At 71.4% G+C, this 25,238-nt stretch carries 23 protein-coding genes; 16 read left to right on the top strand and 7 right to left on the bottom strand.

Annotated features, from left to right (window positions below):
• Positions 1-781, top strand: a 781-nt coding sequence (locus DW299_RS12425; RefSeq protein ID WP_136036770.1) for a M15 family metallopeptidase, incomplete at its 5' end; no start/stop codon positions are given.
• Positions 782-794: 13 nt separating this feature from the next.
• Here the strand turns inward: DW299_RS12425 and DW299_RS12420 are convergent.
• Positions 795-977 carry a hypothetical protein gene (locus DW299_RS12420; RefSeq protein ID WP_136036769.1) on the bottom strand — a complete coding sequence of 61 codons (183 nt, stop codon included), beginning with the start codon at positions 975-977 and terminating at the stop codon, positions 795-797.
• A gap of 190 nt (positions 978-1,167) precedes the next feature.
• On the opposite strand from DW299_RS12420, the gene DW299_RS12415 reads away from it, so the two are divergent.
• From DW299_RS12415 to DW299_RS12365, 11 genes are all read left to right on the top strand, one after another.
• Positions 1,168-2,331, top strand: a complete 1,164-nt coding sequence (locus tag DW299_RS12415) for an acyl-CoA dehydrogenase family protein (protein ID WP_136036768.1) — start codon at positions 1,168-1,170, stop codon at positions 2,329-2,331.
• Positions 2,332-2,549: 218 nt separating this feature from the next.
• Positions 2,550-2,771, top strand: a complete 222-nt coding sequence (locus DW299_RS12410) for a ribbon-helix-helix domain-containing protein (RefSeq protein WP_136034005.1) — start codon at positions 2,550-2,552, stop codon at positions 2,769-2,771.
• Complete coding sequence (locus tag DW299_RS12405; RefSeq protein ID WP_275090590.1) at positions 2,768-3,139, top strand: type II toxin-antitoxin system PemK/MazF family toxin; 372 nt, start codon at positions 2,768-2,770, stop codon at positions 3,137-3,139. Before DW299_RS12410 ends, DW299_RS12405 begins: the two co-directional genes overlap by 4 nt.
• A gap of 245 nt (positions 3,140-3,384) precedes the next feature.
• Positions 3,385-4,269 (top strand): GntR family transcriptional regulator, encoded by an 885-nt coding sequence (locus DW299_RS12400; protein ID WP_136034003.1) that lies wholly within the window; start codon positions 3,385-3,387, stop codon positions 4,267-4,269.
• Between the two features lie 38 nt (positions 4,270-4,307).
• Positions 4,308-5,327 carry an NAD(P)-dependent oxidoreductase gene (locus DW299_RS12395; protein ID WP_136034001.1) on the top strand — a complete coding sequence of 340 codons (1,020 nt, stop codon included), beginning with the start codon at positions 4,308-4,310 and terminating at the stop codon, positions 5,325-5,327.
• The gene (locus tag DW299_RS12390) at positions 5,315-6,919 is read left to right on the top strand and encodes an FGGY family carbohydrate kinase (protein WP_136036767.1); all 1,605 of its coding nucleotides are present in this window, start codon (positions 5,315-5,317) and stop codon (positions 6,917-6,919) included. The genes DW299_RS12395 and DW299_RS12390 overlap by 13 nt, the downstream gene beginning before the upstream one ends.
• A gap of 38 nt (positions 6,920-6,957) precedes the next feature.
• Complete coding sequence (gene lsrF / locus DW299_RS12385) at positions 6,958-7,848, top strand: 3-hydroxy-5-phosphonooxypentane-2,4-dione thiolase (RefSeq protein ID WP_136036766.1); 891 nt, start codon at positions 6,958-6,960, stop codon at positions 7,846-7,848.
• The gene (locus DW299_RS12380; protein WP_136033995.1) at positions 7,845-8,207 is read left to right on the top strand and encodes a cupin domain-containing protein; all 363 of its coding nucleotides are present in this window, start codon (positions 7,845-7,847) and stop codon (positions 8,205-8,207) included. The genes lsrF and DW299_RS12380 overlap by 4 nt, the downstream gene beginning before the upstream one ends.
• Positions 8,208-8,281: 74 nt before the next feature.
• The gene (locus tag DW299_RS12375; RefSeq protein ID WP_136033993.1) at positions 8,282-9,607 is read left to right on the top strand and encodes an ABC transporter substrate-binding protein; all 1,326 of its coding nucleotides are present in this window, start codon (positions 8,282-8,284) and stop codon (positions 9,605-9,607) included.
• A 29-nt stretch (positions 9,608-9,636) separates the two neighbouring features.
• Positions 9,637-10,542, top strand: coding sequence for a carbohydrate ABC transporter permease (locus tag DW299_RS12370; RefSeq protein WP_136033990.1), 906 nt, complete (start codon positions 9,637-9,639; stop codon positions 10,540-10,542).
• A 1-nt stretch (position 10,543) separates the two neighbouring features.
• Positions 10,544-11,479, top strand: a complete 936-nt coding sequence (locus tag DW299_RS12365; protein ID WP_136036765.1) for a carbohydrate ABC transporter permease — start codon at positions 10,544-10,546, stop codon at positions 11,477-11,479.
• Between the two features lie 24 nt (positions 11,480-11,503).
• Here the strand turns inward: DW299_RS12365 and DW299_RS12360 are convergent, their stop codons facing one another.
• Positions 11,504-12,394 (bottom strand): DUF1254 domain-containing protein, encoded by an 891-nt coding sequence (locus tag DW299_RS12360; RefSeq protein WP_240745399.1) that lies wholly within the window; start codon positions 12,392-12,394, stop codon positions 11,504-11,506.
• A 369-nt stretch (positions 12,395-12,763) separates the two neighbouring features.
• On the opposite strand from DW299_RS12360, the gene DW299_RS12355 reads away from it, so the two are divergent.
• Positions 12,764-14,134, top strand: a complete 1,371-nt coding sequence (locus DW299_RS12355) for an HNH endonuclease signature motif containing protein (RefSeq protein WP_240745398.1) — start codon at positions 12,764-12,766, stop codon at positions 14,132-14,134.
• 65 nt (positions 14,135-14,199) lie between these two features.
• On the opposite strand, the gene DW299_RS12350 is transcribed toward DW299_RS12355, so the two are convergent.
• From DW299_RS12350 to DW299_RS12330, 5 genes are all read right to left on the bottom strand, one after another.
• Positions 14,200-14,811, bottom strand: coding sequence for an ECF transporter S component (locus DW299_RS12350; protein ID WP_240745397.1), 612 nt, complete (start codon positions 14,809-14,811; stop codon positions 14,200-14,202).
• Positions 14,808-15,683 (bottom strand): siderophore-interacting protein, encoded by an 876-nt coding sequence (locus DW299_RS12345; RefSeq protein ID WP_136036763.1) that lies wholly within the window; start codon positions 15,681-15,683, stop codon positions 14,808-14,810. The genes DW299_RS12350 and DW299_RS12345 overlap by 4 nt, the downstream gene beginning before the upstream one ends.
• Before the next feature lie 10 nt (positions 15,684-15,693).
• On the bottom strand, positions 15,694-16,527 hold the full coding sequence (locus DW299_RS12340; RefSeq protein ID WP_136034022.1) for an energy-coupling factor transporter transmembrane component T: 834 nt from the start codon (positions 16,525-16,527) through the stop codon (positions 15,694-15,696).
• Positions 16,524-18,296 carry an ABC transporter ATP-binding protein gene (locus DW299_RS12335; protein WP_136036762.1) on the bottom strand — a complete coding sequence of 591 codons (1,773 nt, stop codon included), beginning with the start codon at positions 18,294-18,296 and terminating at the stop codon, positions 16,524-16,526. The genes DW299_RS12340 and DW299_RS12335 overlap by 4 nt, the downstream gene beginning before the upstream one ends.
• 78 nt (positions 18,297-18,374) lie before the next feature.
• Positions 18,375-18,920, bottom strand: coding sequence for an ECF transporter S component (locus DW299_RS12330; protein WP_136033981.1), 546 nt, complete (start codon positions 18,918-18,920; stop codon positions 18,375-18,377).
• Positions 18,921-19,109: 189 nt separating this feature from the next.
• Here DW299_RS12330 and DW299_RS12325 point away from each other — a divergent pair, with 189 nt between their 5' ends.
• The 3 genes from DW299_RS12325 (at position 19,110) to DW299_RS12315 (ending at position 25,036) form a co-directional block, all read left to right on the top strand.
• Positions 19,110-22,280: a S8 family peptidase gene (locus DW299_RS12325; protein ID WP_168443135.1), complete on the top strand. Its 3,171-nt coding sequence runs from the start codon at positions 19,110-19,112 to the stop codon at positions 22,278-22,280.
• A gap of 223 nt (positions 22,281-22,503) precedes the next feature.
• Complete coding sequence (locus DW299_RS12320) at positions 22,504-24,789, top strand: carbon starvation CstA family protein (protein WP_136036760.1); 2,286 nt, start codon at positions 22,504-22,506, stop codon at positions 24,787-24,789.
• Between the two features lies 1 nt (position 24,790).
• Positions 24,791-25,036, top strand: a complete 246-nt coding sequence (locus tag DW299_RS12315; protein WP_205812761.1) for a YbdD/YjiX family protein — start codon at positions 24,791-24,793, stop codon at positions 25,034-25,036.
• Positions 25,037-25,238 lie beyond the last annotated feature (202 nt).

Here is a 25,238-nt window from a genome sequence, read left to right as displayed (position 1 = left end):
GCGGCCCGTCGCGGTCGCGCAGGTGCCGGCGGTGCGGACGGCGGCGATCCCCGCGGCCGACCCGTGCGCCGAGCCCGGAGTGCAGCAGGCCATCGCGAACGGTGACGACGCGGCGACGATCGCCGGGTTCGGTGGCGGTGCGGCGTTCCGCGAGGCGGTGGTCGCCGGCAACGCGCCGTGCATCTCGCTGACCGACCCCGCCCGCGTCTGGGTCGTCGTGAACAAGGGTCTTCCGCTGACCCCGGCCGACTACGAGCCGGCGCTCCTCGACGCCGTGCCCCTGCAGATGACCACGCCCTCCGGCCTCGTGCGCCCCGACGTGGCCGCCGCCGTCGGCGCGATGGCCGATGCCGCTCAGGCGGCAGGCGTCGGGCGGCTGGGCGCGAACAACGGCTACCGCTCGTACGGGCTCCAGGTCTCGACCTACGACTCGCACGTCCGTGCCCAGGGGCAGGCCGAGGCCGACGCCGGCTCGGCGCGCCCCGGGCACAGCGAGCACCAGACCGGCCTGGCGCTGGATGTGGTGGCGTGCGATGCGGGCTGCGGCGGCCTCGACGGGTTCGGCGGCACGGGCCAGAGCGACTGGGTCGCCGCGCACGCCTGGGAGTTCGGCTTCATCGTGCGCTACGAAGAGGTCGGCACGCCCGTGACCGGCTACGCACCCGAGCCGTGGCACCTGCGGTACGTCGGCGTCGACCTCGCGGCGGCGTACCACGAGGGCGGGTATCACACGCTCGAGGAGTTCTTCGGGCTGCCCGCGGCGCCCGACTACGCGCACTGACGCCCGGCTGCCCTCAGCGCGGGCTGCGCGCCTCGACGGATGGCCAGACGACGAGGAGGAACGCCGCGATCGGTCCGGTGAACAGCGTCAGCAGGAACCACACCCACGCCGAGCGCCCCCGCGTGCGGGCGAATCCTCCGGCGAGGAGCGCGACGGTGAACCACAGGGCGGTGATGTACGGCCAGACTTCCTGCATGCCCCGAGTCTCCCGGTCGGCGATCCCGCCGCGTCCCGCCGCGCCGTCGATGAGCCGATTGAGGCTTCCCACAACCCCGGTACCGAGTGTCACGATCCGTGGGATGCATTCTCACAATGTCCCCTGCCGGGCCCGCCGTCGGCCGTAGAATCGCCGGAGCAATGAGGCACGACACGTTCGGGAGGACGGCATGGAACGCGACATCTACGAAGAGGACCACGAGGCTTTCCGGGACCTCGTCAAGGATTTCGTCAAGCGCCACGTGACGGGCGAGGCGATCGAGAAGTGGGACGCCGCGGGAGAGGTCGACCGCGACACCATGCGCGCCGCGGGTGAGGCGGGCATCATCGGCCTGTCGGTCCCCGAGGAGTTCGGCGGCGCGGGCATGCTGCAGGACTACCGCTTCCGCGCGATCGTGAACGAAGAGGTCATCGCCGCCGGCGCCGGCTCGCTCGCCGGAGCCTTCGGCATCCAGGACGACCTGGCCGTGCCGTACCTCGTGCACATGGGCACGCAGGAGCAGAAGCAGAAGTGGCTGCCGCGCATGGCCACCGGCGAGGTCGTCGGTGCGCTCGCCATGACCGAGCCGGGCGCCGGCTCCGACCTGCGCGGCATCAAGACCACCGCCAAGAAGGTCGACGGCGGGTACCTCGTGAACGGCGCGAAGACGTTCATCTCGTCCGGCGCCACGGCCGACCTGGTCGTCACGTTCGTCAAGACCGGCGAGGGCAACCGCCCCGACGCCTTCAGCCTCGTGCTGATCGAAGACGGCATGGAGGGCTTCGAGCACGGCAAGAAGCTCAGCAAGATGGGCTTCCACGGGCACGACACCGCCGAGCTGTCGTTCAGCGACGTGTTCGTGCCGGAGGAGAACCTCATCGGCGGCGTCGAGGGCAAGGGCTTCATCCAGCTGATGATGAACCTGCCGCTCGAGCGCCTGTCGATCGGGGTCGCCGGTGCCGCAGCCGCGCAGGCCGCCCTCGACTGGACCGTGGCGTACACCCGCGACCGCGAGGCGTTCGGCGAGCGGATCATCGACTTCCAGAACAGCCGCTTCCAGATCGCCGACATGGCCACCACGGTCGACGCGCTGTGGGCCTACATCGACCGCGCGCTGCTGGCCTACAAGGACGGCAAGCTGTCGGCCGAGGAGGCCGCGAAGGTCAAGTTCTGGGCGACCGAGCGCGAGTGGGAGGTGCTCGACGCCGGGGTGCAGCTGCACGGCGGCTACGGCTACATCACCGAGTACCCCATCGCGCGGGCGTTCCTCGACGCGCGCGTGCACCGCATCTACGGCGGGACGAACGAGATCATGCGCGAGATCGTCGGCCGTCAGATCGCCGGCAAGCGCTGACCCCACCCCCGGCCCGCCTGCGCCCCCGCGCGGGATCGAGAACGCACCTCCGGAGCCATTCGGGGGTGCGTTTTCCATCCCGCATCCGGGCGGCGGGCCCGGGGGTGCGCGTCCGGGATCGAAAGTGCGCCCCGGAAGGCGCCGGGGGGTGCGTTTTCCGTCCCGCACCGGGCATGGGGGCGGTGGTACCCGTGGTGGTACCACGGTAGGATGACCGCGTGAGCACCGCGAAGATCAGCCTGAGTCTGCCGGACGGCGACCTCGCCTTCCTCGACGCGCAGACGCTCGAGGGCCGCTACCCGTCCCGGTCGGCGGCGATCCAGGACGCGGTTCGGCTCCTCCGCGAGAGCCGGCTCGCCGACGCCTATGCCGAGGCCTACGGCGAGGGGTACGACGAGGAGTGGGACTCCGCCGCCGACGATGGCCTGGCTTCGGCGTGAGTGACGTCGCGGTCGCGCTGCTCCGCCGTGGGCAGATCGTCCTCGCCTCGTTCGACCCGGGCGTCGGTTCCGAGGCGCGCAAGACGCGGCCGGCGGTCGTGGTGAGCAACAACACCGCCAACGCGGTGGCGATCCGTCGCCCGGGCGCCACGGTCACCGTGGTGCCGCTCACGACGGCGACGGAGCGCGTGTGGCCCTTCCAGGTGCTGCTGCCCGCAGCCGCGACCGGCCTCGACCGAGACAGCAAGGCGCAGGCCGAGCAGGTGCGCACCATCGCCGTGGCCCGCATCGTGCGCCCCGTGGGCTGGGTGCCCGCGGAGCTGATGGGCGCGCTCGACGAGGCGCTGCGACTTCACCTCGCGCTCTGACCTCGATCCCGCCTCACGGGAGGGGGTGGGGGTCGCCGAGGGGTGACGAGACGCGGACGGGGGAGGACTTGTATCGACGGGGAGGGTCGAGTGGGCGGGGCCGGGCGGGACGAGCACGGTCGTCGATGGCGGATGACGCGAGGAAAAGCCTGATCGCGCCCATATAAAGAGCCGGGAGGGGATCGCGGCGGCGAAGTTCTGACTTGTCTCTTCAGAGGAGACATGTGCTCCGCGATGATCGATACATGTCCGGACAGGAGTCGTCCGGCTCGGAGACGCCGAGGTCTCCGCACCCGCTCACCGAAGAGGCCGGAATGTCCCCGCTCACCCTGCCGCCGCTCGACCGCACGTCGACGGCACCCATCTGGTTCCAGATCATGCGCGCCGTCGAGGCGCAGATCGCCGACGGCACCTGGGGTCCGGGCGACCGCCTGCCCAGCGAGAACGAGCTGCGCGCCCACTTCGCCGCCTCCCGCACCTCGGTCCGCGACGCGCTGTCGCGACTGGAGACCGCCGGGATCATCTCCCGCCAGCAGGGCAAGGGTGCCTTCGTCGAGCGCGCGCAGGGCCCCTCCGCCTGGACGCTGCCCTCGGCCCCCAGCCTGCTGGGCGAATACAGCGAAGACGGCCGCAGCGCCCTGAGCTCGGAGATCCTCCGCGCGGGCATCGAGCCGCTGCCGTCGTGGGCGGCCGCGGTCGTCGGACGCGACTCCGCCGACGGCATGGGCTTCGTGCTGGAGCGCGTGCGTGCCGTCGGCGCCCGCACGGCCGTGCACGTGATCAACTACCTCCCGACGCGGTTCGCCGGGGTGCTGCCCGACCTGCGGGACCCGCGCGCGAGCCTGTACGCCGCCATCACCCGGGTCACCGGGGTGCGCATCGCGCGCATGCACCGCACGATCGAGGCCGTGTCCGCCGACCGCATGCTGGCCGGGCTGCTCGAAGTGGAGCCGGGACACCCGATCGTCGTGGTCGAGGCCGTCGCGTACGACCAGGGCGGACAGCCCATCGACTTCTCCCGCGCATCCGTGCGCACCGACCGTCTGCGCGTGAGCGTCGACACCGGGTTCGACGCCGCCGGCATCTCGAACGAGACCGCGTCCGGCCGCTACCCCGCCGCCCTCCGCTGACCCGCACCCGCCCCACGACCCCACCGGGAGACCCGCACATGACCGACCACCGCATCCTCGTCATCGGCGACAGCTACATGACCGCCGAGGTGTTCACCCGCGCGTTCGCGCAGCGGGGGATCCCCGTGGACACGGCCACCATGACGATCGCGGAGCCGACGTGGGACGCCTCGTCGATCCACGAGTTCGAGGGCGACCCGGCCGAGGTCGCGCGGCTCGCGCAGGGGTACGACGTGGTCGCGTTCCATGCCGCGCCGTTCACAGCCGACGTGCTCGCCGCGCTCCCCGGGCTGCGGCTGCTCGGCTGCGCGCGCGGCGGACCCGTCAACGTCGACCTCGCCGCGGCCCGCGAGCGCGGCGTGCGCGTGACCACCACGCCGGGTAAGAACGCCGACGCCGTGGCCGACCTCACGATCGGGTTCCTCATCTCGATCGTGCGGAACGTGCCCGCATCGCTGCGCGACGTCGACGAGCGCGTGGCCGAGGGGCGGCCGCTCGCGGAGTCGACGTTCGAGGGTGCGAGGTGGTTCGGGCGCGAGGTGAAGGGCCTGCGCCTCGGGCTGATCGGCTACGGCAACGTCGCCCGGCTCGTCGCCGCGCGGGCCAGGGCGCTCGGCGCCACCATCGCGGCGTACGACCCCTACGTCGATCCGGCGACCGTGACCGATGCGACCATCGTGTCCGACCTGGACGCGCTGCTCGCCGGCAGCGACGTCGTGAGCGTGCACGCCAGGGCGACCGCCGACAACCGCCACCTGATCGGCGCCGAGCAGATCGCCCGCATGCCGCAGGGGTCGTTCCTGATCAACACGGCCCGGGAGTCGCTCGTCGACGAACAGGCGCTGCTCGACGGGCTGCGCAGCGGACACCTCGCCGGTGTCGCGCTCGACGTGAACGAGCCCGACGGTCCGTGGCGCGACCTGGTCGCCCAGCCGAACCTCATCCTCACCCCGCACCTCGCCGGCGCCACCCACCAGACCCTCGCCCGCGGCGCCGACATGCTCGCCGCCGAGATCGAGCGGTTCCTCGCGGGAGGTGAGCTGCGATGGGAGCGCTGAGCGACGTCTTCCTCGCGATCGACGCGGGCACCGGTTCCGCGCGTGCCCTCGCCTTCGACATCGAGGGTCGCCTGGTCACTCAGGCCGCCCGCGAGTGGACCCACGTCGCCGTGCCCGGTCACCCCGGCGGCACCGTGTTCGACACCGATGGCGGCTGGACGGCCATCGCGGGCGCCGTGTCCGAGGTGGTCGCGCGGTTGGGCGAGCGACGCGTGGCCGCGGTCGCCGCGTCGAGCATGCGCGAGGGCTTCGTGCTGTCCGACGCCGAGGGGCGCGAGCTGTGGGCGTGCCCCAACACCGACGGCCGGGCGCGCGCCGAGGCCGAGGAGCTGGTGGCCGAGGGCGTGGCCGACGAGGTGTACCGCACCGCGGGCGACTGGGTGTCGATCACGGCCCCCGCCCGGCTGCGGTGGATCGCCCGCCACCAGCCCGACGTGCTCGCCGCCGCCCGCCACTTCGGGATGCTCAGCGACTGGGTCACCACGCGGCTCACCGGGGCGTTCGTGACCGAGCCCACCAGCGGCTCCAGCTCGGCCCTGTTCGACCTGCGGGCGCGCGACTGGTCGAACGAGCTCGCCGGGCTCGTCGGCATCGACCGTCGCATCCTGCCGCCCGTGGTCGAGTGCGGGCAGGTCGTCGGTGCCGTGACCGCGGAGGCCTCGGCCGCGACCGGGCTGCCCGCGGGGACGCCGGTGGTCGCGGGCGGCGCCGACACGCAGCTCGCGCTGCACGGCATCGCGGCGCGCGAGGGGCTGCCGACGATCGTCGCCGGCACCTTCTGGCAGACCACGGCCGTGACCACGGAGCCGCTGATCGACCCGGAGCGGCGCCTGCGCACCCTGTGCCACGTCGATCCGGGCACCTGGATGGTCGAGGGCATCGGCTTCCTCTCCGGCCTCGCGATGCGGTGGTTCCGCGACGCGATGTGCCCCGACGCCGCCGAGCTCGGTCGCGCGGCCGGCACCTCCGCATTCGCCGTGATGGAGCAGTGGGCGGACGAGGTCCCCGCGGGGGCGAACGGCGTGGTCGCGACCACGGCGAACGTGATGCAGGCCGACGCCTGGCACCACGCGGCCCCCGCGTTCGTCGGCTTCGACATCAACGACGCGGCCCGCTCCTCGCGCGGCGCGTTCATCCGGGCGATCGAGGAGTCCGCGGCGATCGTCGCCAGCGCGCACCTCGAGATCCTGTCGTCGCTCACCGCCGGGCGCGCGGTCGCCGAGGGCGCCGTCACGTTCACCGGGGGATCCAGCGCGGGCGCCCTGTGGCCGCGGGTCATCGCGGGCGTCACCGGGCTCGACACCCGCGTCACGCCCGCACCCGAGGCCACCTCGTACGGTGCCGCCCGGCTGGCCGCCCGAGGTGTCGGCGCAGAACTCCCGCCGATGGGCGAGCCCGACCGCATCGAGCGCGTCGACCCCGCCGAGCACGAGCGGTACCGCGCCGTGACCGCCCGCTGGCACCGCGTCTACCGCGACGTGATGTCGATCTCGGGCGCCGACCTGCCCCCGCTGTTCACCCCGCCCGGCGCCGCCCGCGGCCCCCTCGACCCGCCCCCCGCCCGACTCTCGACCGCCGGTCACGCCGGCTGACGACCACGACGACCACCCGACACCGAAGGAGACACCCCATGGCAGACCTCGAAGGCAACGCCTCCGCGAAGCAGTTCCACGCCGACCAGCCCGCCGTCCGCTTCACGCAGAACATCCGGGGAGCGGCGAACCTCGACTGGGGCATGCAGAACCGCCTGTCCCGCATCCTCGACCCGCAGACCGGGCGCACCGTGATGCTCGCGTTCGACCACGGCTACTTCCAGGGACCCACCTCGGGGCTGGAGCGCATCGACCTGAACATCGCGCCGCTGGCCGCGCACGCCGACGCCCTCATGGGCACCCGCGGGGCCCTGCGCACCTCGATCCCGCCGGCGACCAGGGCCGGACTCGTGCTGCGCGCCTCGGGCGGCCCGTCGATCCTCAAGGACCTCTCCGACGAGTACACCGCGATGGCGATGCAGGATGCGGTGCGCCTCCACGCCGACGCCGTGGCCGTGCAGGTGTTCGTCGGCGGAGAGCACGAGAGCCGCAGCATCCGCAACCTCACCACGCTCGTCGACCAGGGCTACGACGCGGGCATCCCGGTGCTCGGCGTGACCGCGGTCGGCAAGGAGCTCGTGCGCGACGCCCGCTACCTCGGTCTCGCGACCCGCATCATCGCGGAGCTCGGCGCCCAGCTCGTGAAGACGTACTACTGCGAGGAGGGCTTCGAGGACGTGGTCTCGGGGTGCCCGGTGCCCGTCATCATGGCCGGAGGCAAGAAGCTGCCCGAGCTGGACGCCCTCACGATGGCCTCGAACGCCGTGCGCGCGGGGGCCGCCGGAGTGGACATGGGCCGCAACATCTTCCAGAGCGCCCACCCCGCGGCCATGATGCAGGCCGTGCGGGCCGTGGTGCACGACGACACCGACCCCGCCGACGCCTACGAGCTGTTCCGCGAGGCCACCGAGACGCGGGTGCTCGCATGAGCGCCGACGTGCTGCGCAGCGCCGAGGCCGCCCTCCGGTTCGGCGACTGGGGCCCCGGCTACCTCGCGCAGGGCGACGACGCGGCGTTCGGCGTGGTCGTGCTGCGGCCCGGCGACGAGTTCGCCAACCACCTCCACGAGCACCACACCGAGTCGTTCGTGGTGATCGAGGGGCGCGCCGAGATCTGGCTCGACCGCGACACCCGTCGCGTCGTCGAGACCGGCGACGTGCTGCGCGCCGCACCGCACGAGGAGCACTTCGTGCGGAACCCGTTCGACGAGACCTTCCGCGCCGTGTTCGTGAAGACCCCCTGGGTCGACGGCGACAAGGTCGACCGCCCCTGGACGCCCGACGCCTGAGCGCCCTGAACCCGCACCACCCTCACCCGAGCACGAACCCCTCACCCGAGAAAGAACATCGAAAGGACAGCACCATGAGTGTGCAACGACGCTCCTCATCCCCCGCGCGGCTGACGCGCCGTGCCCTGCCCGTCATCGCCCTGGCGTCCGTCGCGGGCCTCGTGCTCGCCGGCTGCTCCGGCGACGCGGGGGGCTCCGGCGGCGACGGCGGCGACAAGACCCTCAAGGTCCTCATCGCCGCCCCGCAGGAGGGCGCGGGCAAGATCCTCGAGGAGGACTTCGAGGCCTCCACCGGCGTCGAGGTCGAGGTCGAGGTCGTGCCCTACGACCAGATCCAGACCAAGGCGATCCTCGACGCGCAGTCCGGCACCAACAACTACGACGTCATCCAGTACTGGTACACGTCGGTCGGCGCGCTCGCCGACGCCGGGGCCCTCGCCGACATCACCGACTGGGTGGAGTCCGACGAGGACATCGACTCGGGCGACTTCATCGAGGCGATCTTCGGCCCCTACTCGCAGTACGAGGACGCGACCTACGGGCTGCCGATCGACGGCGACACGCACGTGCTCTTCTACAACAAGGCGATCTTCGAACGGAACGGCGTCGAGGTCCCGACCACGTGGGACGAGTACGTCGAGGTGTCGCAGAAGATCACCGACGCCGAGAAGGCGAACGGCGTGTACGGCAACGCCCTGCTCGGCTCGAAGAGCGCGTTCAACATCGGCTCGACCTTCTTCAACCGCCTCGCCACCATGTCGCCCGACCCGATCGACCCGCAGATGCCGCAGCTCGACACCGAGTACGCGGTGGCCGCGGCACAGTCGATGCTCGATGCCTCCGGTTCGGCGCTGCCCAGCCCGCTGGAGATCGGGTTCGAGCAGGCGCTGCCGCAGTTCCTCTCCGGCTCCGTCGGCATGATCGAGTTCTGGACCGACCTGGGCGTGTTCGCGCAGGACCCGGAGCAGTCGAAGATCGTCGACGGCTGGGGCGTCGCGCCGCTGCCGGTCGGACCCGAGGGCAAGGTCTCCGGAGCGCTGAACGCCGGCTGGGCGATGGGCATCAGCCCGAACGCCAGCGACGAGGACCTCGCGAAGCAGTTCGTCGCGTTCGCCTCGTCGAAGGAGACGAACGAGAAGCTGATCACCACGACCGGTTCCGGTGTCGACCCCACGCGCACCTCCACCCTGGAGAGCCCGGAGTACATCGAGTTCGCGCCGGAGGTGTCGGCCGTCGCCGCCCAGGTGCTGCCCAACGCGCAGTCCTGGCCGACCTCGCCGCAGGCCCCCGAGATGATCCAGTCGCTCAGCGACAACCTCGCGCTCATGCTGCAGGGCAGCCTGACCGCGGAAGAGGCGATGCAGCAGACCTGGGACACCTGGCAGTCCCTGGCCGACTGATCGCCTCGTCGAACCCGAAAGGACAGCTCATGTCGCAACCCGTCACCTCCCGGCGCCGCGCCCGACGCGCGTCGTGGACGGGCCGCGCCCTGCTGGCGCCCGCCATCCTCGCGATCGTGATCATCGCGATCTACCCGCTCGCCTACATCGTCGCCGCGTCGTTCTCCGACTCGTCGCTGGGGCGTCCGTTCGCGGACTGGGTCGGGTTCGACAACTTCGCGGCACTGCTGGGGGACGGGGTCACCCTCCCGTCCCTCGGCAGGTCGCTGCTCTTCGCGATCCCGTCCGCCCTGATCGCCCTCGTCGCCGGTCTCGTGGTGGCCCTGTCACTCGACGCGGCCGTCAAGGGCGGACGGATCATCCGGGTGCTGCTCCTGCTGCCGCTGATGACGCCGCCGGTGATGGCGGGCGTGATCTGGAAGCTCATGCTCGCCCCCACCGGCGGGCTGCTCAACAACATCGGTCAGTCGTTCAGCCCGGGCGCCGAGCCGTTCCTGTTCCTCGGCTCGAGCCCGGCGGCGATGGTCTCGCTGATCGTGGTCGACGCGTGGCAGTGGACGCCCTTCTGCGTGCTGCTCGTGTTCGCCGCGCTGCAGACCCTGCCGACCGAGGTGTACGAGGCCTCGCAGGTCGACGGCGCCGGGGTGTGGCAGACGTTCTGGCGCATCACGTTCCCGCTCGTGCTGCCGAGCCTGGTCACCGTGCTGCTGCTCAAGCTCGTGGTGTCGTTCAAGGTCTTCGACCTGGTGTTCATCATGACCGGCGGCGGACCCGGCTTCGACACCACCGTCAGCAGCTTCGAGATCTACCGCACCGGGTTGCAGACCTTCGACGTGGGGGCTGCCGCCGCGCAGACCATCGCGTTCCTGGTGCTGGTCACCATCGTCATCCTGCCGCTCAACGCCGTCCGGCAGCGCCTGCACAGGGAGAGCTGACATGTCGCTCACACTCCGCACCTCCGACCACGCCTCCGACAGCGCGACCGTCACGCTGGTCGTGCCGGACGCGCGCCGCCGTCGTCGTCGCAGCCGCACCTCGAGCATCTCGCGCCCCGGTCGCCCGTCCGTGCTCGTCACCGTCGTGAAGTGGGTCGTGATCCTCGTCGCGATCGTGCTCGCCCTGCTGCCCGTGCTGTACATGGTGGGCATGTCGTTCAAGAGCCCGGACGACATCCTGTCCACCCGCATCCTGCCCTCGCGTCTCGCGTTCGAGAACTGGGTCGGCGCGTTCGAGAACTGGCCCATCCTCACCTACCTGCGCAACTCCCTCGGTGCCGCGCTCGTGGCGGTGCTGGTGTCGCTCGTCGTCTCGATCCCCGCCAACTACGCCATGGCGCGGCTCCGCGCGGGCGGGAAGCAGACCCTCGGGCTGATCGTCTCCGCCTACGTCGCCCCGCCGATCGTCGCGATCATCCCGCTGTTCGTGCTGGTGCGCACTGCCGGGCTGATGGACTCCGTGATCGGGCTCGGCATCGTGGAGGGCCTGCTGCTCACCCCGGTCGCCGTGTGGCTGCTGGACGGGTTCTTCCGCGCGATCCCGTTCGAGGTCGACGAGGCCGCGCAGATCGACGGCTGCGGACCGCTGCGCACCCTGTGGGCGGTCATCCTCCCGCTCACCGCGCCCGGCATCGTGGCCGTGTCGATCATCGTGTTCATCCTCGCGTACAACGACTTCCTCATCCCGCTGCTGCTCACGCAGAGCATCGACTCGCAGACCCTCCCGGTCGGCATCGCGCTCATGCAGGGCGGCCGCGAGGTGATGTTCGGGCAGATGGCCGCAGCCAGCCTCGCCGGCCTCATCCCGATCTACCTGCTCGCGCTGTTCCTGCAGAAGTGGCTCGTCGGCGGGCTCACCCAGGGGAGTGTGAAGTAGCCCGAGGACGCGATGGTCCGTCCGTCAGGCGGCGCGGATCGCGGGCGCCTCCCAGGTCGCGAGTTCGGCGAGGCGTGGCCGATAGAGGCGGATGAGGAGGTTCCAGCCGTCGGGGAGGGGGATCTGGTTGGGGGTGTCGCTCGGGAAGTCGCCGAGATGGATGGTGGTCGACCCGTCCGCATCGGTCTCGGCGAAGACGGAGTTGATGTTGGTCCTGCCGGTCGCGTCCGGCTCGAAGTAGCCGTCGGCGTTGTAGACGCTCACGGACCAGAACGCATCGGCGGGGACCGTGGTGAAGGTCATCGTGTAGCGACCCTGCGGAAGGTTCGGCGTGATGTTGAGGTAGGAGGCTTCGGCGTCGGGGAGTCCGCCCCAGGCGGACGCGGTGGCGATGAGGTGATGGATGGGATCCACCTCCGCTTTGCGGCCGAAGCTTCCGCCCAGGCCGCCGATCGCCCTCCCCAGAGTGAGCAGCGCCTCACGGACCTGTGTGTAGCTTGCGGGGTCGTAGTCGGGATGCGTGAAGGTGCGATCCCCGGCTGTCGTGATGGTGAGCGCGTCCTGCAGGTCGTGCACGGCGTCGAGGTCGGCGGTGTCGGCGGGATTGAACAGGATCCGTGCGGCGACGATGACGTAGTCCGTCTCGAACTCGCTCGTCGTCAGCGTGTAGGTGCCGGGGCGGTGGTAGACGTGGTTGATGTAGTGGTCCTGGTTGATCACCATTACGGAGATGTAGCGATCGCCGACCTCCGGCACGGTGAGGACGGCATCTCCGCCGCTGAGATCGACGACGGCAACCGAGTAGAGGGTGTCCCGGTTCTGCCGGATCACCGGCTGCTGGTCGAGCGGGGCGAGTTCCCGGTCGTGATGGAAGATCCCGATCCCGCCGACCAGAGGCAGTATCCGGTCGATCATCGTATCCGTCTCGACCCGGGTGAAATTGTCCACGTTCACTGCGACCGCCACGGCAGACTCACTCTCGCTCGAAGGGCATGTGTCGTCAGGGTAGCGGGGAGCCGCCCCCGTTCGACAGGGGGATCGACGCGGGCGGCTCGTGTCCTGTCGCCTCCCGTCCGCGGGCTCCGTCCCCACGGCGCTCCGACCCGTACGTCGGAGGCTCCCCCCGGGTGCTCGGGCGCTCGGCATCGTGCTGACCGAGCTCGTTCCGTCGGGCACCACCATGCGGGCCATGCAGGTCGTCGGTGGCCCTCACGCCCCCGATATCCCGGTTCTCGATTCGAACAAAGATACGAAACTCGCACCCGTCGACGGTAGAATCGGGGCATGTCCACACTCTCCGGTTTGCACGAGGCGATGTCCCGCCTCGACGCCGCGTGGGGTGGCGTGGGCGATCCGACCGACCTGAACCGCGAGCACTTGATCGCGGTGAACGACGCGATCGGCGTGCTGCGGAGACGCCTCGACGCGGTGCACGTGTCGGTGGGAGCGGGCATCGCGCGGGAGTCGCGGCCTGAGCTCGGTGCCGGCAGCCTGGCGAAGCAGCAGGGCTATCGGAACCCGGCGAGGCTGATCGCCGCGACGACCGGAGTCTCGACGGGAGAGGCGGCGCGACTGGTGGCGGTGGGCGAGGCCACGGCCCCGCGCGCCGACCTCCTGGGGCAGCGACTGCCGGCGAAGTACCCGTCCGTGCGGGAGGCGTTGGCTGCGGGTGCGTTCGGTGCGCCGGCGGCCGCGCTGATCGTCGCGATGCTCGACCGGTGCCGCGTGGCCGTGGGTGCTGCTCGGGTGGCGGAGGCCGAGCGGGTGCTGGTGGAGCAGGCGGCGGGGTTGTCGGTGGATGAGGTGCGGCGGTTGGTGGTGCGGGCGGAGGCGTGGGTCGATCCGGATGGGGTGGAGCCGCGGGCGGAGGAGCAGCGGTCGCGTCGGTCGTTGACGCTGTTCGAGCGTGACGGGATGGTGCATCTGAACGCGGTGCTGGATGCGGAGACGGCGGCGCCGGTGGTGGCGGCGATCCGGGGGTTCGTGTCGGCAGCGTTCGCGGCGCGTCAGGAGGCGCCGGATGCGGGTGCGCCGGATGCGGACCGTCGTACGGTGCCGATGATCCAGGCGGATGCGTTGGCGGCGTTCGCGGGGCACGTGCTCGGGTGTGCGGCGCGGTTGCCGCTGGCCGGGGCGACGGTGGTGGTGCGGGTGGGTCTGGGGGATCTGGAGGCCGGGTCGGGGTCGGCGCAGGTGGACGGGATCGATCAGCCGGTGAGCGTCGGGGCGGTGCGGCGGATGGCGGCGGGCGGCGGGGTGATCCCGTGTGTGCTCGGCGGGGGCAGTGAGGTGTTGGACTGGGGGCGGGAGAAGCGGTTGTTCACCCGGGCGCAGCGGCTGGCGTTGGTGGAGCGGGACGGGGGGTGTGCGATGTGCGGGTTGCCGCCGGAGATGACGAAGGCGCATCACATCCGGTGGTGGTCGCGCGACCGCGGGCCGACGGATCTGTCCAACGGGGTGCTGCTGTGCGAGACGTGTCACCATCGCATCCACGACAACGGGTGGGACATCCACATCGACAGCGGAGAACGCGGCAGTGGTGGCGGTGGTAGCGGCGGCGGGATGGCGAGGGTGTGGTTCGTGCCTCCGCAGTACATCGACCCCGCACGCACGCCTCGGCTCGGTGGGCGGGCCCGCTTCGACATCGCCGCCTGACGGGGGGTCGGGTCGACTCCGTGGGCACGACGCTTCGACCCGGTGGGATGCGCGACGCGAGCCGGTCAGCGGCCGCGGCCGACTCCGGCGGCGCGCAGGCGATCAGCGATCAGGATGCCGAGGGCGGTGGCGGCGACACAGCTCGCGAGTGTGATCGCGAAGAAGAGCAGCTGCACCGGAAGGGTGAAACCGCCCAGGTCGAACGACGCCCACGCGAGCAGGGGATACACGACCCCCACCACCACGGCCCCGACGTAGTGCAGCCACGTGCCCCAGTAGCGCCACATCACGAACAGGAACGGCAGCTCGGTGAAGGCCGCCCACCACAGGTTCGTCGCCACGCTGCCGAAGCCGTACCCGGAGAACGGCACGATCACGAGCCCGGCCAGCAACCCGACCAGCAGACCCACGAGCGGCGCGCGCAGCAGGCGCAGGGCGATCACCGACGGCAGCAGCCACAGGCCGGCGAGAGCGACGCTCACGAACGGCAGCCCCGGGAACAGGATCGTCGACACCCAGTTCGCGGGAGCGAGCAGCAGCCCGCCGGCCACGCCCAGCGCGGCGCACGTCAGCAGCAGCGCCGTCGGGAAGCGGAAGCGCCGTCGTCTGCCGGAGACATCGCCGTCCGGCGCGCTCATGCGATGGGGTGCGCCGTCGGCCGTATCCTGAGCGCTCATGCGAGGGGTTCCGACGCGGCCTCGCGGGCGGCCTTCGACGCGGGCGACGCCGCACCGACCTTCCAATACCCGCAGAAGCTCACGGCGTTCTTGTCCACGCCGCGCTCGCCGACGAGGAGCCTGCGGGCACCGGAGGCCAGCGACTGCTCCCCGGCCGCATAGGCGTGGAAGGGCGCGCTCGGAAGCTCGCTCCGGCCCAGCGCCTCCAGGGCGAGAGCGCCGGGCGCCGCGTCGTGGGGGCGCACGATCCAGACCACGTCGAGCCCCGGAGGGCGCGGGAAGTCCAGGGCGTCGTCGTCGGCCGGCACCTCGACGATCGCGGTGCCGGTGGCGTGCGCCGGGAGCGAGGCGGCGATCCCGGCGATTGCGGGCAGCGCGGTCTCATCGCCGACGAGCACCACGCGATCGGTCCCCCGCAGCGGGTTGAACGTGAGGCCCTCGTCGATGATGAGCACGTGCTCGCCGGGCTCGCAGGTCTCCGCCCACCGCGACGCCGGGCCCGCCGTGCCGTCGGCCGCAGAACCGTGCAACACGAAGTCCACGTCGATCTCCGCCCCCGCCTTGGCGGTCGCCGCCCGGAAGGCACGCACCGTGTAGTTGCGCATCACGGGCCGCTCGCCGTCGGGGATGCGCAGGAACTTGAGGTAGCCGAGCATCTTGTTCGCCTTCGCCGGCACCCGGTCGAGGCCGGCCTCGCCGCCGATGGGCAGGAACAGCCGGAACCACTGGTCGTACCCCATCGGGCGGAACCGGTCGATCTCACCGCCGCCGAGCGTCACGCGGATCCAGTGCGACGAGAGCCGTTCAGAGCGCAGCACGGTGAGGTGCAGGAGTTCGGTCGTCTCGGGCTTGACCATCTTGCTGAATGCCATGGAGTGCCTTTCAGGAGAGGGGGAGCTGCCAGGGGAAGAAGACGAGGAAGATCGCCGCCGAGGTGAGGAGCATCGCCACGGTGAACACGGTGTCGCGCACGCGGAACGGCACCAGGTGCCGCTCGGTCCGCGTCGGATGCGCGCCGAACGCCCGGGAATCCATCGCCAGGGCCACGCGCTCGGCATGCCGGATGGCCCCGGCGAGCAGCGGCACGATGTACCCCCAGCCTCGGGCGATGCGGGAGAGGGGACCGCGCCCGCCGTGATAGCCGCGCACCCGGTGCGCCGCGCGGATCACCGCCAGCTCGTGCCCGAACCGCGGCACGAAGCGGAACGCCGCCAGAGCCGTGTACCCGATGCGGTACGGCACCCGCAGCTGCTGCACGCTCGCCCGTACCAGGTCGGAGCCGCTGGTCGTGAGGCCGCCCACCAGCGCCAGCGCGACGATCGCCCCCAACCGCAGCGCGGTGGCCGCACCGATCGTGAGCGCGCCGCTGTACAGCGTCCAGTCGCCCACCGAGAGCAGCGCCGGGGTGCCGTCGACCCGTGCGGCATCGACCCACAGCGAGAACCCGACGGTGACCGCGAGCATCCCCAACGGCAGGCCGAGCAGCAGCAGCGCGAGCAGCCGCCCGGTGACCCTGGCTCCGGACAGGATCAGCACGTACGCGAGCGCGAGGAACGCGGCGGGCGTCGCGAGATCGCGCACGAATACGAGCAGCACCATCGCGGGAGCGAACCCCGCGACCTTCGCGAGCGGGTTGAGCGCATACAGGAACTGGTGCGGCGCCGTCGCGGTGAGACGCGCGTACGGGTCGAACACGGTGCCGGTGCTGCCGCTCACGACGACGCCTCCTGGTCCGGAGCGGGGGATCGGGGTGCGGGGGCGGGTGCGGGGATGAGTCCGGACGCGGCGGTGCGTGCGGGGGACTCCGCGGTGAGACCCGCGGCGGCGAGCACGCGCTGCACGTCGGGGAGGCGCAGGCTCGCGTCGGTGAACACCGCGGGGTCGGCGAACAGCTCCGCGGTCGGCCCGGCGGCGTGCACCCGGCCGTCCGCGAGCACGACCGTGTGCGTGGTGTGCTCGGCGACCAGCGAGAGGTCGTGCGTGACGAGCACGATCGTGGTGCCCTCCGCGCGCAGGGTCCGCAGCAGGGCGAGCAGTTCGGTGGCGCGCGCGCGATCCTGGCCGAACGTGGGCTCGTCGAGGGCGAGCACCCGGGGCCGTGTGATCAGGGCGGTGCCGACCGACAGCCGCCGCTTCTCGCCGCCCGACAGCAGGAACGGGTGCACGTCGGCCTTGTGCGTCAGCCCGAATCGGTCGAGCATCTCGGCGACGCGCGCCGCGATCTCGTCGTCCGTCACGTGCCGCAGCCGCAGGCCGTGGGCGAGCTCGTCGAACACGGTCGCCGCGATGAACTGGTGCTCCGGGTTCTGGAACACGAAGCCGATGCGGGCGGCGAGATCCCGCGGGGAGGCGGTGCCCGGATCGATGCCGTCGACCGACACCTGCCCCTTCGGCGGCGGCACCACACCGGCGAGCGCCTGGATGAGCGTGGTCTTGCCCGCCCCGTTCGCCCCGACGATCGCGGTGAGGCTGCCCGCGGGCAGATCGAGGTCCACCCCGTGCAGGATCTCGGTGCGCCGTCGCTTCACCGTGAGCCCTCGCGTGCGGATGATCGACTCGCCGGGCCGGTTCGCGGCGGCGCCGGATTCGCGGGATTCGTCGGACGCGCCGGATGCGTCGGGCACGGCGTCGCGCACAGCGAGCGCCGTCGCGAGCTCGTCCGGGGTCAGCGGCAGCGGATCGAACCGGTGCCCCCGCTCCCGCAGGCGCAGCGCCGCGAGGGTGGCCCCCGGCAGCCACACGCCCATCGCGAGCAGCTCGTCCGCGTGCGCCCTGATCGTCTCCGCGGCCGGTCCGTCGAACGCGACCCGCCCCTCCCGGTCGAGCACGATCGTGCGGGTCACGAAGGCCATCGCGGCGTCGAGGTTGTGCTCCACGAGCAGGATCGCGCGATCGCCAGCGGCCACCACCTCCGCGAGCGCGGCGTACACGTCGTCGATGCCCTGCGGATCGAGGTTCGCGGTGGGCTCGTCCAGCACGATCAGCGGCGACCCCATCGCGAGGGCGCAGGCGATCGCGAGCCGCTGCCGCCCGCCGCCGGACAGGTGGTCGGGGTTGTCGTCGCGGCGGTCCCACAGGCCCACGCGCCGCAGCGACTCCGCGACGCGCTCCCGCACCACCTCGACGGGGAGCAGCAGGTTCTCCGGACCGAACGCCACCTCGTCGTACACGGTGCCCGTGACGATCTGCGCGTCCGGGTCCTGGAACACCATGGCCACGTGCGTGCTGAGCGTCGCGGTCGCGGTGTCCGCGGTGTCGAGCCCGCCCGCCTCGACCGTGCCGGTCATGGTCGCCGGGAGGGCGTGCGGGATGAGGCCGTTGAGCGCCAGGGTGAGCGTGGACTTCCCGGAGCCGGACGGACCGAGCAGCAGCACGACCTCGCCGGGCCGGATGTCGAACGACACATCGCGCGGGGAGGGGTGCGCAGCACCGGCGTGGGTGAGCGAGAGCTCGCGCACGCGGAGGAGGGGCGCGGATGGGCGCACGGCAGGTCCCGGGCTCGACGGAGGGTGTACCTCTAACTTAGCTGAGCCTTACCTGTGTTATCCAGCGAGGCTCCGGGGCTAGCGGCGGGCGACCCCGGCCCGGCGCAGCGACGTGCCGACTGCGAGGCCGATCGCGGTCCAGGCGATCGGGCCGAGCACCGAGATCGCGAGGTAGAGGATCTGCGCCCACACCGGCATCACCGACAGGTGGGCGGCGAAGAACACCACGACCGCGACGATCACGCCGATGATCGCGGCCGAGACGAAGAAGCGCCAGGCGCCCCAGGAGCGGTACCGCGTGAGCGCGGCGACCCCCTCCTGGATGAGCCCGAACAGCAGCGCGGTGCCGATGAAACGCAGCGCCCACGCCGGATTGAACGCGCTCGCGATGAGCGCCGCGAACACGTGCGTGATGAGCGCGACGAGCGGCAGCCGCAGCACCTCCTGCGCGATGATGCCCGGCAGCACGTGCGACCCGAGCACGAGCCCGTAGAGGAACAGCAGCGGGCTCGCCAGCAGCACCGGTGTGACCCACCCGGCGATCCCGCCGAGGAGGCCCGTCGCGACACCGATCGCGGCGCAGACGAGCAGCACGCGGGTCGTGAGGACGGGGGTTCGGGCCACCCCTCCAGCCTACCGGCGACCTTCGCCCGACCCGGCCGTCGCGCACCCTGGCCGATCGGCACGACCGGGGAGGACCATCGTTCAGTTCTCGATCCGGCGCCGAGGAGCGGGGTTATCGTGATCCGCGGTGCGGCAACGACGCTGCACCGTGATCATCGGGAGCGAGATATGGGTCGAACACCCCTCCGGATGGCAGCGGCCGCCACCCTGGCCACGCTGTTCATCGCATCGACGGCAACCGCCGGCCACGCAGCGACCGGGGAGGTGACACACCCCGTTCCGGTCGCGGGAACCCCCGGGCACTACATCGTGGTCATGAAGGCCGACCCCCTCGCCAGCTACGAGGGCGACGTCAAGGGGCTGAAGGCGACGAAGCCGGCCGAGGGCGAACAGCTCGAGACGCAGTCGCAGGACGCGCAGCGCTATGTGAAGCACCTCGAGTCCGAGCAGTCCACCCTCATCAACGACGTCGGCGTGACGCCGGACACGACGTACCAGGTCGTGCTCAACGGGTTCAGCGCCGACCTCACGGGCGAGCAGGTGGATCAGCTCCGGGCCTCGAAGGACGTTCTCGGGGTGTTCCCCGACGAGATCCGTCACCCCGACGCGCTGACCTCCACCGACTACCTCGGCCTCGGCGACGACCGCAAGGGCCGCGGCGGGGTGTGGCAGCAGACCGGCGGCGTGAAGAAGGCCGGAGAGGGCGTCGTCGTGGGTGTGATCGACACCGGCATCGCCCCGGAGCACCCGTCGTTCGAGGGCAAGAAGCTCAAGCAGCAGAAGAAGCAGAACGCCCGGCACAAGGGCCAGCAGCCCTACACCGACGGCACCTACGTGTACTTCGACAAGTCCGACGGCGGGCAGTTCCGCGGCGCGATGGTCGAGGGCCAGGACTGGGACACGAGCGACTACTCGACCAAGCTCATCGGCGGGCAGTACTTCTTCGCGGGAGCCCAGGCCGCCGGCTTCGACTTCCAGTACGACTACCTCTCGCCGCGGGACGGCGACGGCCACGGCTCGCACACGGCGAGCACGGCGGCGGGTGAGTTCGGGGTGGAGGCTGCGATCGGGGGCGTCGACTTCGGGACGATCTCCGGCGTCGCGCCCGGCGCGAAGGTCGCCGCATACAAGGCCTGCTACGTCGGGCCCGACACGACCGTGACCACGGACGACATCTGCGCGCTGAGCGACCTCGTCGCCGCGATCGACCAGGCCGTCGCCGACGGCGTCGACGTGATCAACTACTCGATCGGCGGCGGTGCGGCGAGCACCGTGATGGCACCAGAGGACCTGGCGTTCCTCAACGCGGCGGCCGCCGGTGTGTTCGTCGCGACCAGCGCCGGCAACGACGGTCCCGACCCGGTCACGGCCGACCACGCCTCGCCGTGGTACACCACGGTCGCGGCCTCCACCATCCCCACGTGGGAGGGCACCGTGCAGTTCGACGGCTTCGCGCAGGCCGGCGCCTCGGTGAGCGTGCCGTTCGGTGAGAGCGTCTCCGGGCCCTCGATCGCGGCACAGGATGCCGCGGCACCCGGAGCGGTGGACGCGACGCTGTGCCTGCCCGGCACCCTCGACCCGGCGAAGGTCGCCGGACACATCGTGGTCTGCGACCGCGGCGGCAACGCGCGCGCCGAGAAGTCGCAGGTGGTGAAGGACGCGGGTGGCCTCGGCATGGTCCTGGTGAACGTGCCCGGCGGTGCCGACTCGCTCGACAACGACTTCCACGCCGTGCCGACCGTGCACCTGAACGCCGTGCACCGCGACGCGGTCCTCGCGTATGTGCGGGGCGGAGTCGACCGTCCGATCACCCTCGTCGGCGAGAACACCACCGGCGTGACCACGCCGACCCCGCAGATCGCGGGCTTCTCCAGCCGCGGCCCGGTCCTGGCCGACGGCAACGACGTGCTCAAGCCCGACGTCGCCGCTCCCGGCGTCGCCATCCTCGCCGCCACGCACAACGCGCCGGGCGAGCAGCCGACGTTCGGCATCCTCTCCGGCACGTCGATGGCCTCCCCGCACATCGCGGGCCTCGGTGCACTGTACCTGGGCGAGCATCCGCGGGCGACGCCGGCGGAGATCCGTTCGGCGATGATGACCACCGCCTCCGACACCGTGCTCCCCGACGGCTCGAAGAACACCGACCCGTTCGAGCAGGGCGCGGGGCAGGTCGACGCGCGGCGATACCTGAACCCGGGTCTGCTGTACCTCAACGGGTTCCGGGACTGGGCGGCCTTCCTCGACGGGAAGGGGCTGTCGGACTTCCCCGGCATCGAGCCCATCGACGGCAGCGACCTGAACCAGGCGTCGATCTCGATCGGGTCGCTGGCCAGCGCGCAGACCGTCACCCGCACGGTCACCTCGACGGAGAAGGGCGTGTTCACCGCGAAGGCCTCCGTGCCGGGAGTGAACGTCACCGTCACGCCGTCCCAGCTCACGTTCGACAAGCCGGGGCAGTCGAAGACCTTCTCGGTCACGTTCGACAGCACCAGCGCCCCGGTCGAGCAGTGGGCCACCGGTTCGCTCACCTGGACGAGCGCGAAGAACACGGTGCGCTCGCCGATCGCGGTGTATCCGGTCACGGCGGATGCCCCGGGAGAGGTCACCGGCAGTGGCGTCGACGGGAGCACGACGGTCGACATCATCCCCGGCCTCGACGGCGATCTGGCACTGAACCTCTCGGGTCTCACCCCGTTCCAGCTCCTCACCGATCCGGACAACCCGGTCGAGGGGCACTCCGGGAACGAGAACTCGGGCGACGCGAACAAGGACGTGGCGTGGATCGTCGACGTGCCGGAGGGCGGCACGCTCTCGCGGTTCGACCTCGACTCCTCCGACGACGAGGGCAGTGATCTCGACCTCACCGTCTACCGGGTGGTCGCGCCGGACGACCTGCGCTACTACGAGCGCTGGCAGTCGGCGACGGGCTCGGCCGACGAGCAGGTCACGGTGCCCACGCCGACCGCCGGCACCTACCTCGTGGTGGCGAACGTGTACGCGACGACCGGACCGATGACGTGGGACATGACCTACGCCACCGTGCTCCCCGGTGACCAGGGCGCGTTCACGGCGACGCCGAACCCCATCGCCGCGGTGCGCGGGGAGAAGACGAGCTATGAGCTGAGCTGGACCGGCCTGACCGCCGGCACCCGCTACCTCGGTCTCGTCCAGTACGGCGACTCCGACGTGCGCACGGTGGTGACCGTCACCACCCCGGCCGACGTCGCCCCGGCCCCGACCCCGGAGCCGACGCCGACCCCGGAGCCGACCCCGGACCCCACTCCGACGCCGGACCCCACCCCGACGCCGGACCCGGAGCCGACGCCGACCCCGCCCCCGGCGACCGACGCTCCCGGGTGAGCGGGGGAGCGCCGGACACGGACGCGTGACACACGGCCGCACGACGGACACCCGTCGTGCGGCCGTGCCGTCGTCGCGGCCCAGCGCCCGCCGGGGTACCGCGGGCGTCCGTTCATCGCGTGATCGACACCGCTCGTCGCACCGTCCGCCGATCGGCGCGCGACCGCGGGGCGGGCTTCCTAGCGTGGGAAGACGCAATGATGCGTCCACCGAGGAGAACCCCATGACCGCACCTTCGTCGCGCCGCCGCGACGGCGCCGGGCTCGTCGACGACGAACCCGTCATCGAGACCGACCCGACCCTCCCACCCGTCGCCCTCTCCGCCGAGCACGAGGCGAAGAGCCGCCGCTGGACCCTGCCGAAGATCCTGCTCTGGACGGCGATCGCCCTGCTCGGCGGCGTCGCCTGGGTGATGCTCGCCATCGTCCGCGGCGAGACCGTGAACGCGATCTGGTTCGTGTTCGCCGCCGTCTGCACCTACCTGATCGGCTACCGCTTCTACTCCAAGGTCATCGAGCGGTACATCACCCGCCCCGACGACCGCCGTGCGACCCCGGCCGAGGTCAAGCAGGACGGCAAGGACTACGTCCCCACCGACCGCCGCGTGCTGTACGGCCACCACTTCGCCGCGATCGCCGGCGCCGGTCCGCTCGTGGGCCCCGTGCTCGCGGCGCAGATGGGCTATCTCCCCGGCACCATCTGGATCATCGTGGGCGTCGTGCTCGCGGGCGCCGTGCAGGACTACACGGTGCTCTTCTTCTCCATGCGCCGTGGCGGTCGCACGATCGGCCAGATGGCGCGGCAGGAGCTCGGCAAGATCGGCGGCACGGCCGCGATCATCGCCTCGCTGCTCATCATGCTGATCATCGTCGCGATCCTCGCGCTCGTCGTCGTCAACGCCCTCGGGGAGAGCCCGTGGGGCGTCTTCTCCGTCGCGATGACCATCCCGATCGCCCTGTTCATGGGCGTGTACCTGCGCTACCTGCGCCCCGGCAAGGTGACCGAGGTGTCGATCATCGGCTTCGTGCTGCTCATGTTCGCGATCATCGGCGGCGGCTGGGTGGCCGGCACCGAGTGGGGGCAGGCGATCTTCCACCTCGACCGCACCACGATCGCCTGGGGCATCATCGTCTACGGCTTCATCGCCGCGGTGCTGCCGGTGTGGCTGCTGCTCGCGCCGCGCGACTACCTCTCCACGTTCATGAAGATCGGCGTGATCGTGATGCTCGCCGGCGCCATCGTGCTGGTGCGCCCCGAGATCTCGGTACCCGCGATCAGCGTGTTCGGTGAGAACGGCATGGGCCCGGTGTTCGCAGGTCCGCTCTTCCCGTTCCTGTTCGTGACGATCGCGTGCGGAGCGCTGTCCGGCTTCCATGCGCTGATCGCCTCCGGCACCACGCCCAAGCTCGTGGAGAAGGAGCGGCAGACGCGCTTCATCGGCTACGGCGGCATGCTCATGGAGTCGTTCGTCGCGATCATGGCCCTCGTCGCCGCGATCTCCATCGACCAGGGCATCTACTTCGCCATGAACGCGCCATCCGCGGCGACCGGCGGCACGGTCGAGGGCGCTGTCGCGTTCGTGAACTCGCTCGGGCTGACGGGCGTGAACCTCACCCCCGACATGCTCACCGGCACGGCCGCCGCGGTCGGCGAGGAGTCGATCGTGTCCCGCACCGGTGGCGCCCCGACGCTCGCGCTGGGCCTCGCGCACATCATGCAGCAGGCCCTCGGCGGTCAGGCGCTCATGGCGTTCTGGTACCACTTCGCGATCATGTTCGAGGCGCTGTTCATCCTCACCGCGGTCGACGCCGGCACCCGCGTGGCCCGGTTCATGCTGCAGGACTCGATCGGCGCCTGGTTCCCGAAGTTCCGTGACGTGTCGTGGCGCCCCGGGGTGTGGATCTGCACCGCGATCATGGTCGCCGGCTGGGGAGCGATCCTCATCCTCGGCGTGACCGACCCGCTCGGCGGCATCAACACGTTCTTCCCGCTGTTCGGCATCGCCAACCAGCTGCTCGCCGCGATCGCGCTCGCCGTGGTGCTCGCGATCGTCGCCAAGCGCGGCCGCAGCTACTTCCGGTGGCTGTGGATCATCGCGCTGCCGCTCGCGTTCACCGCGGTCGTCACCATCACGGCCTCGCTCTACAAGATCTTCTCGCCGGTCCCGGCGATCGGATACTGGGCGAACCACTTCCGCTACCGGGAGGCGCTGAGCTCGGGAGACACCGCGCTCGGAGAGCCGCAGGTGCTGGAGGCGGTGATCCGCAACACCGCGGTGCAGGGCACGCTGTCGATCATCTTCGTGGTGCTCGCGATCGTCGTGATCGTCATGGCCGTGATCGCGACCGTGAAGGCCATCCGCCACGGCGGCGGAGAGAACACCGAGGACGCCCCCGTGGCCTCCCGGCGCTTCGCCCCCGCGGGCTTCCTCCCCGACGCGGAGGAGCGCGAGCTGGAGAAGCAGTGGGAGCCGATCCTCGCCGAGGAGCGCGCGGCCGCGCGGCACTGAGATGACCGACACCGTGCATCGGACGGATGCCGCGACCACCCCGCTGCGGGCGCTGTGGAGCGCCCTCGGCCGGGCCGGGCGCGGCATCCGCTGGTACATGACGACGCTGATGGGCGACACCGCGTACGCGACCTATGTCGCCCATCACCGCCGTCACCACCCCGACGAGGAACCGTTGACCGAGAGGCAGTTCTGGCGGCAGCGCATGGACGACCAGGACCGCAACCCCGGTGCCCGCTGCTGCTGACGCCCTTCGTCTCGCGTCCCTAGGCTGAACGAATGAACGACGTCGTCCTCGCCGCGGTGCTGGGGGTGCTCGGCGGCATCGCGCTCACCGTGCTGCTGCTGCTCGCCCGCCGGTTCGCGCGGGGCGCCACCGACCTCGGCAGTGACGCCGAGCAGGGAGCCCTGCGGGCGCTGCACCAGGCGAGCCTCGCCGCCCCGCACCT

The organism is Microbacterium sp. K35 (genome assembly GCF_004794375.1).
Classification (GTDB): domain Bacteria; phylum Actinomycetota; class Actinomycetes; order Actinomycetales; family Microbacteriaceae; genus Microbacterium; species Microbacterium sufflavum.
The sequence above is the reverse complement of the archived record's forward strand: the minus strand, read 5'-3'. Positions and strand labels throughout refer to the sequence as shown.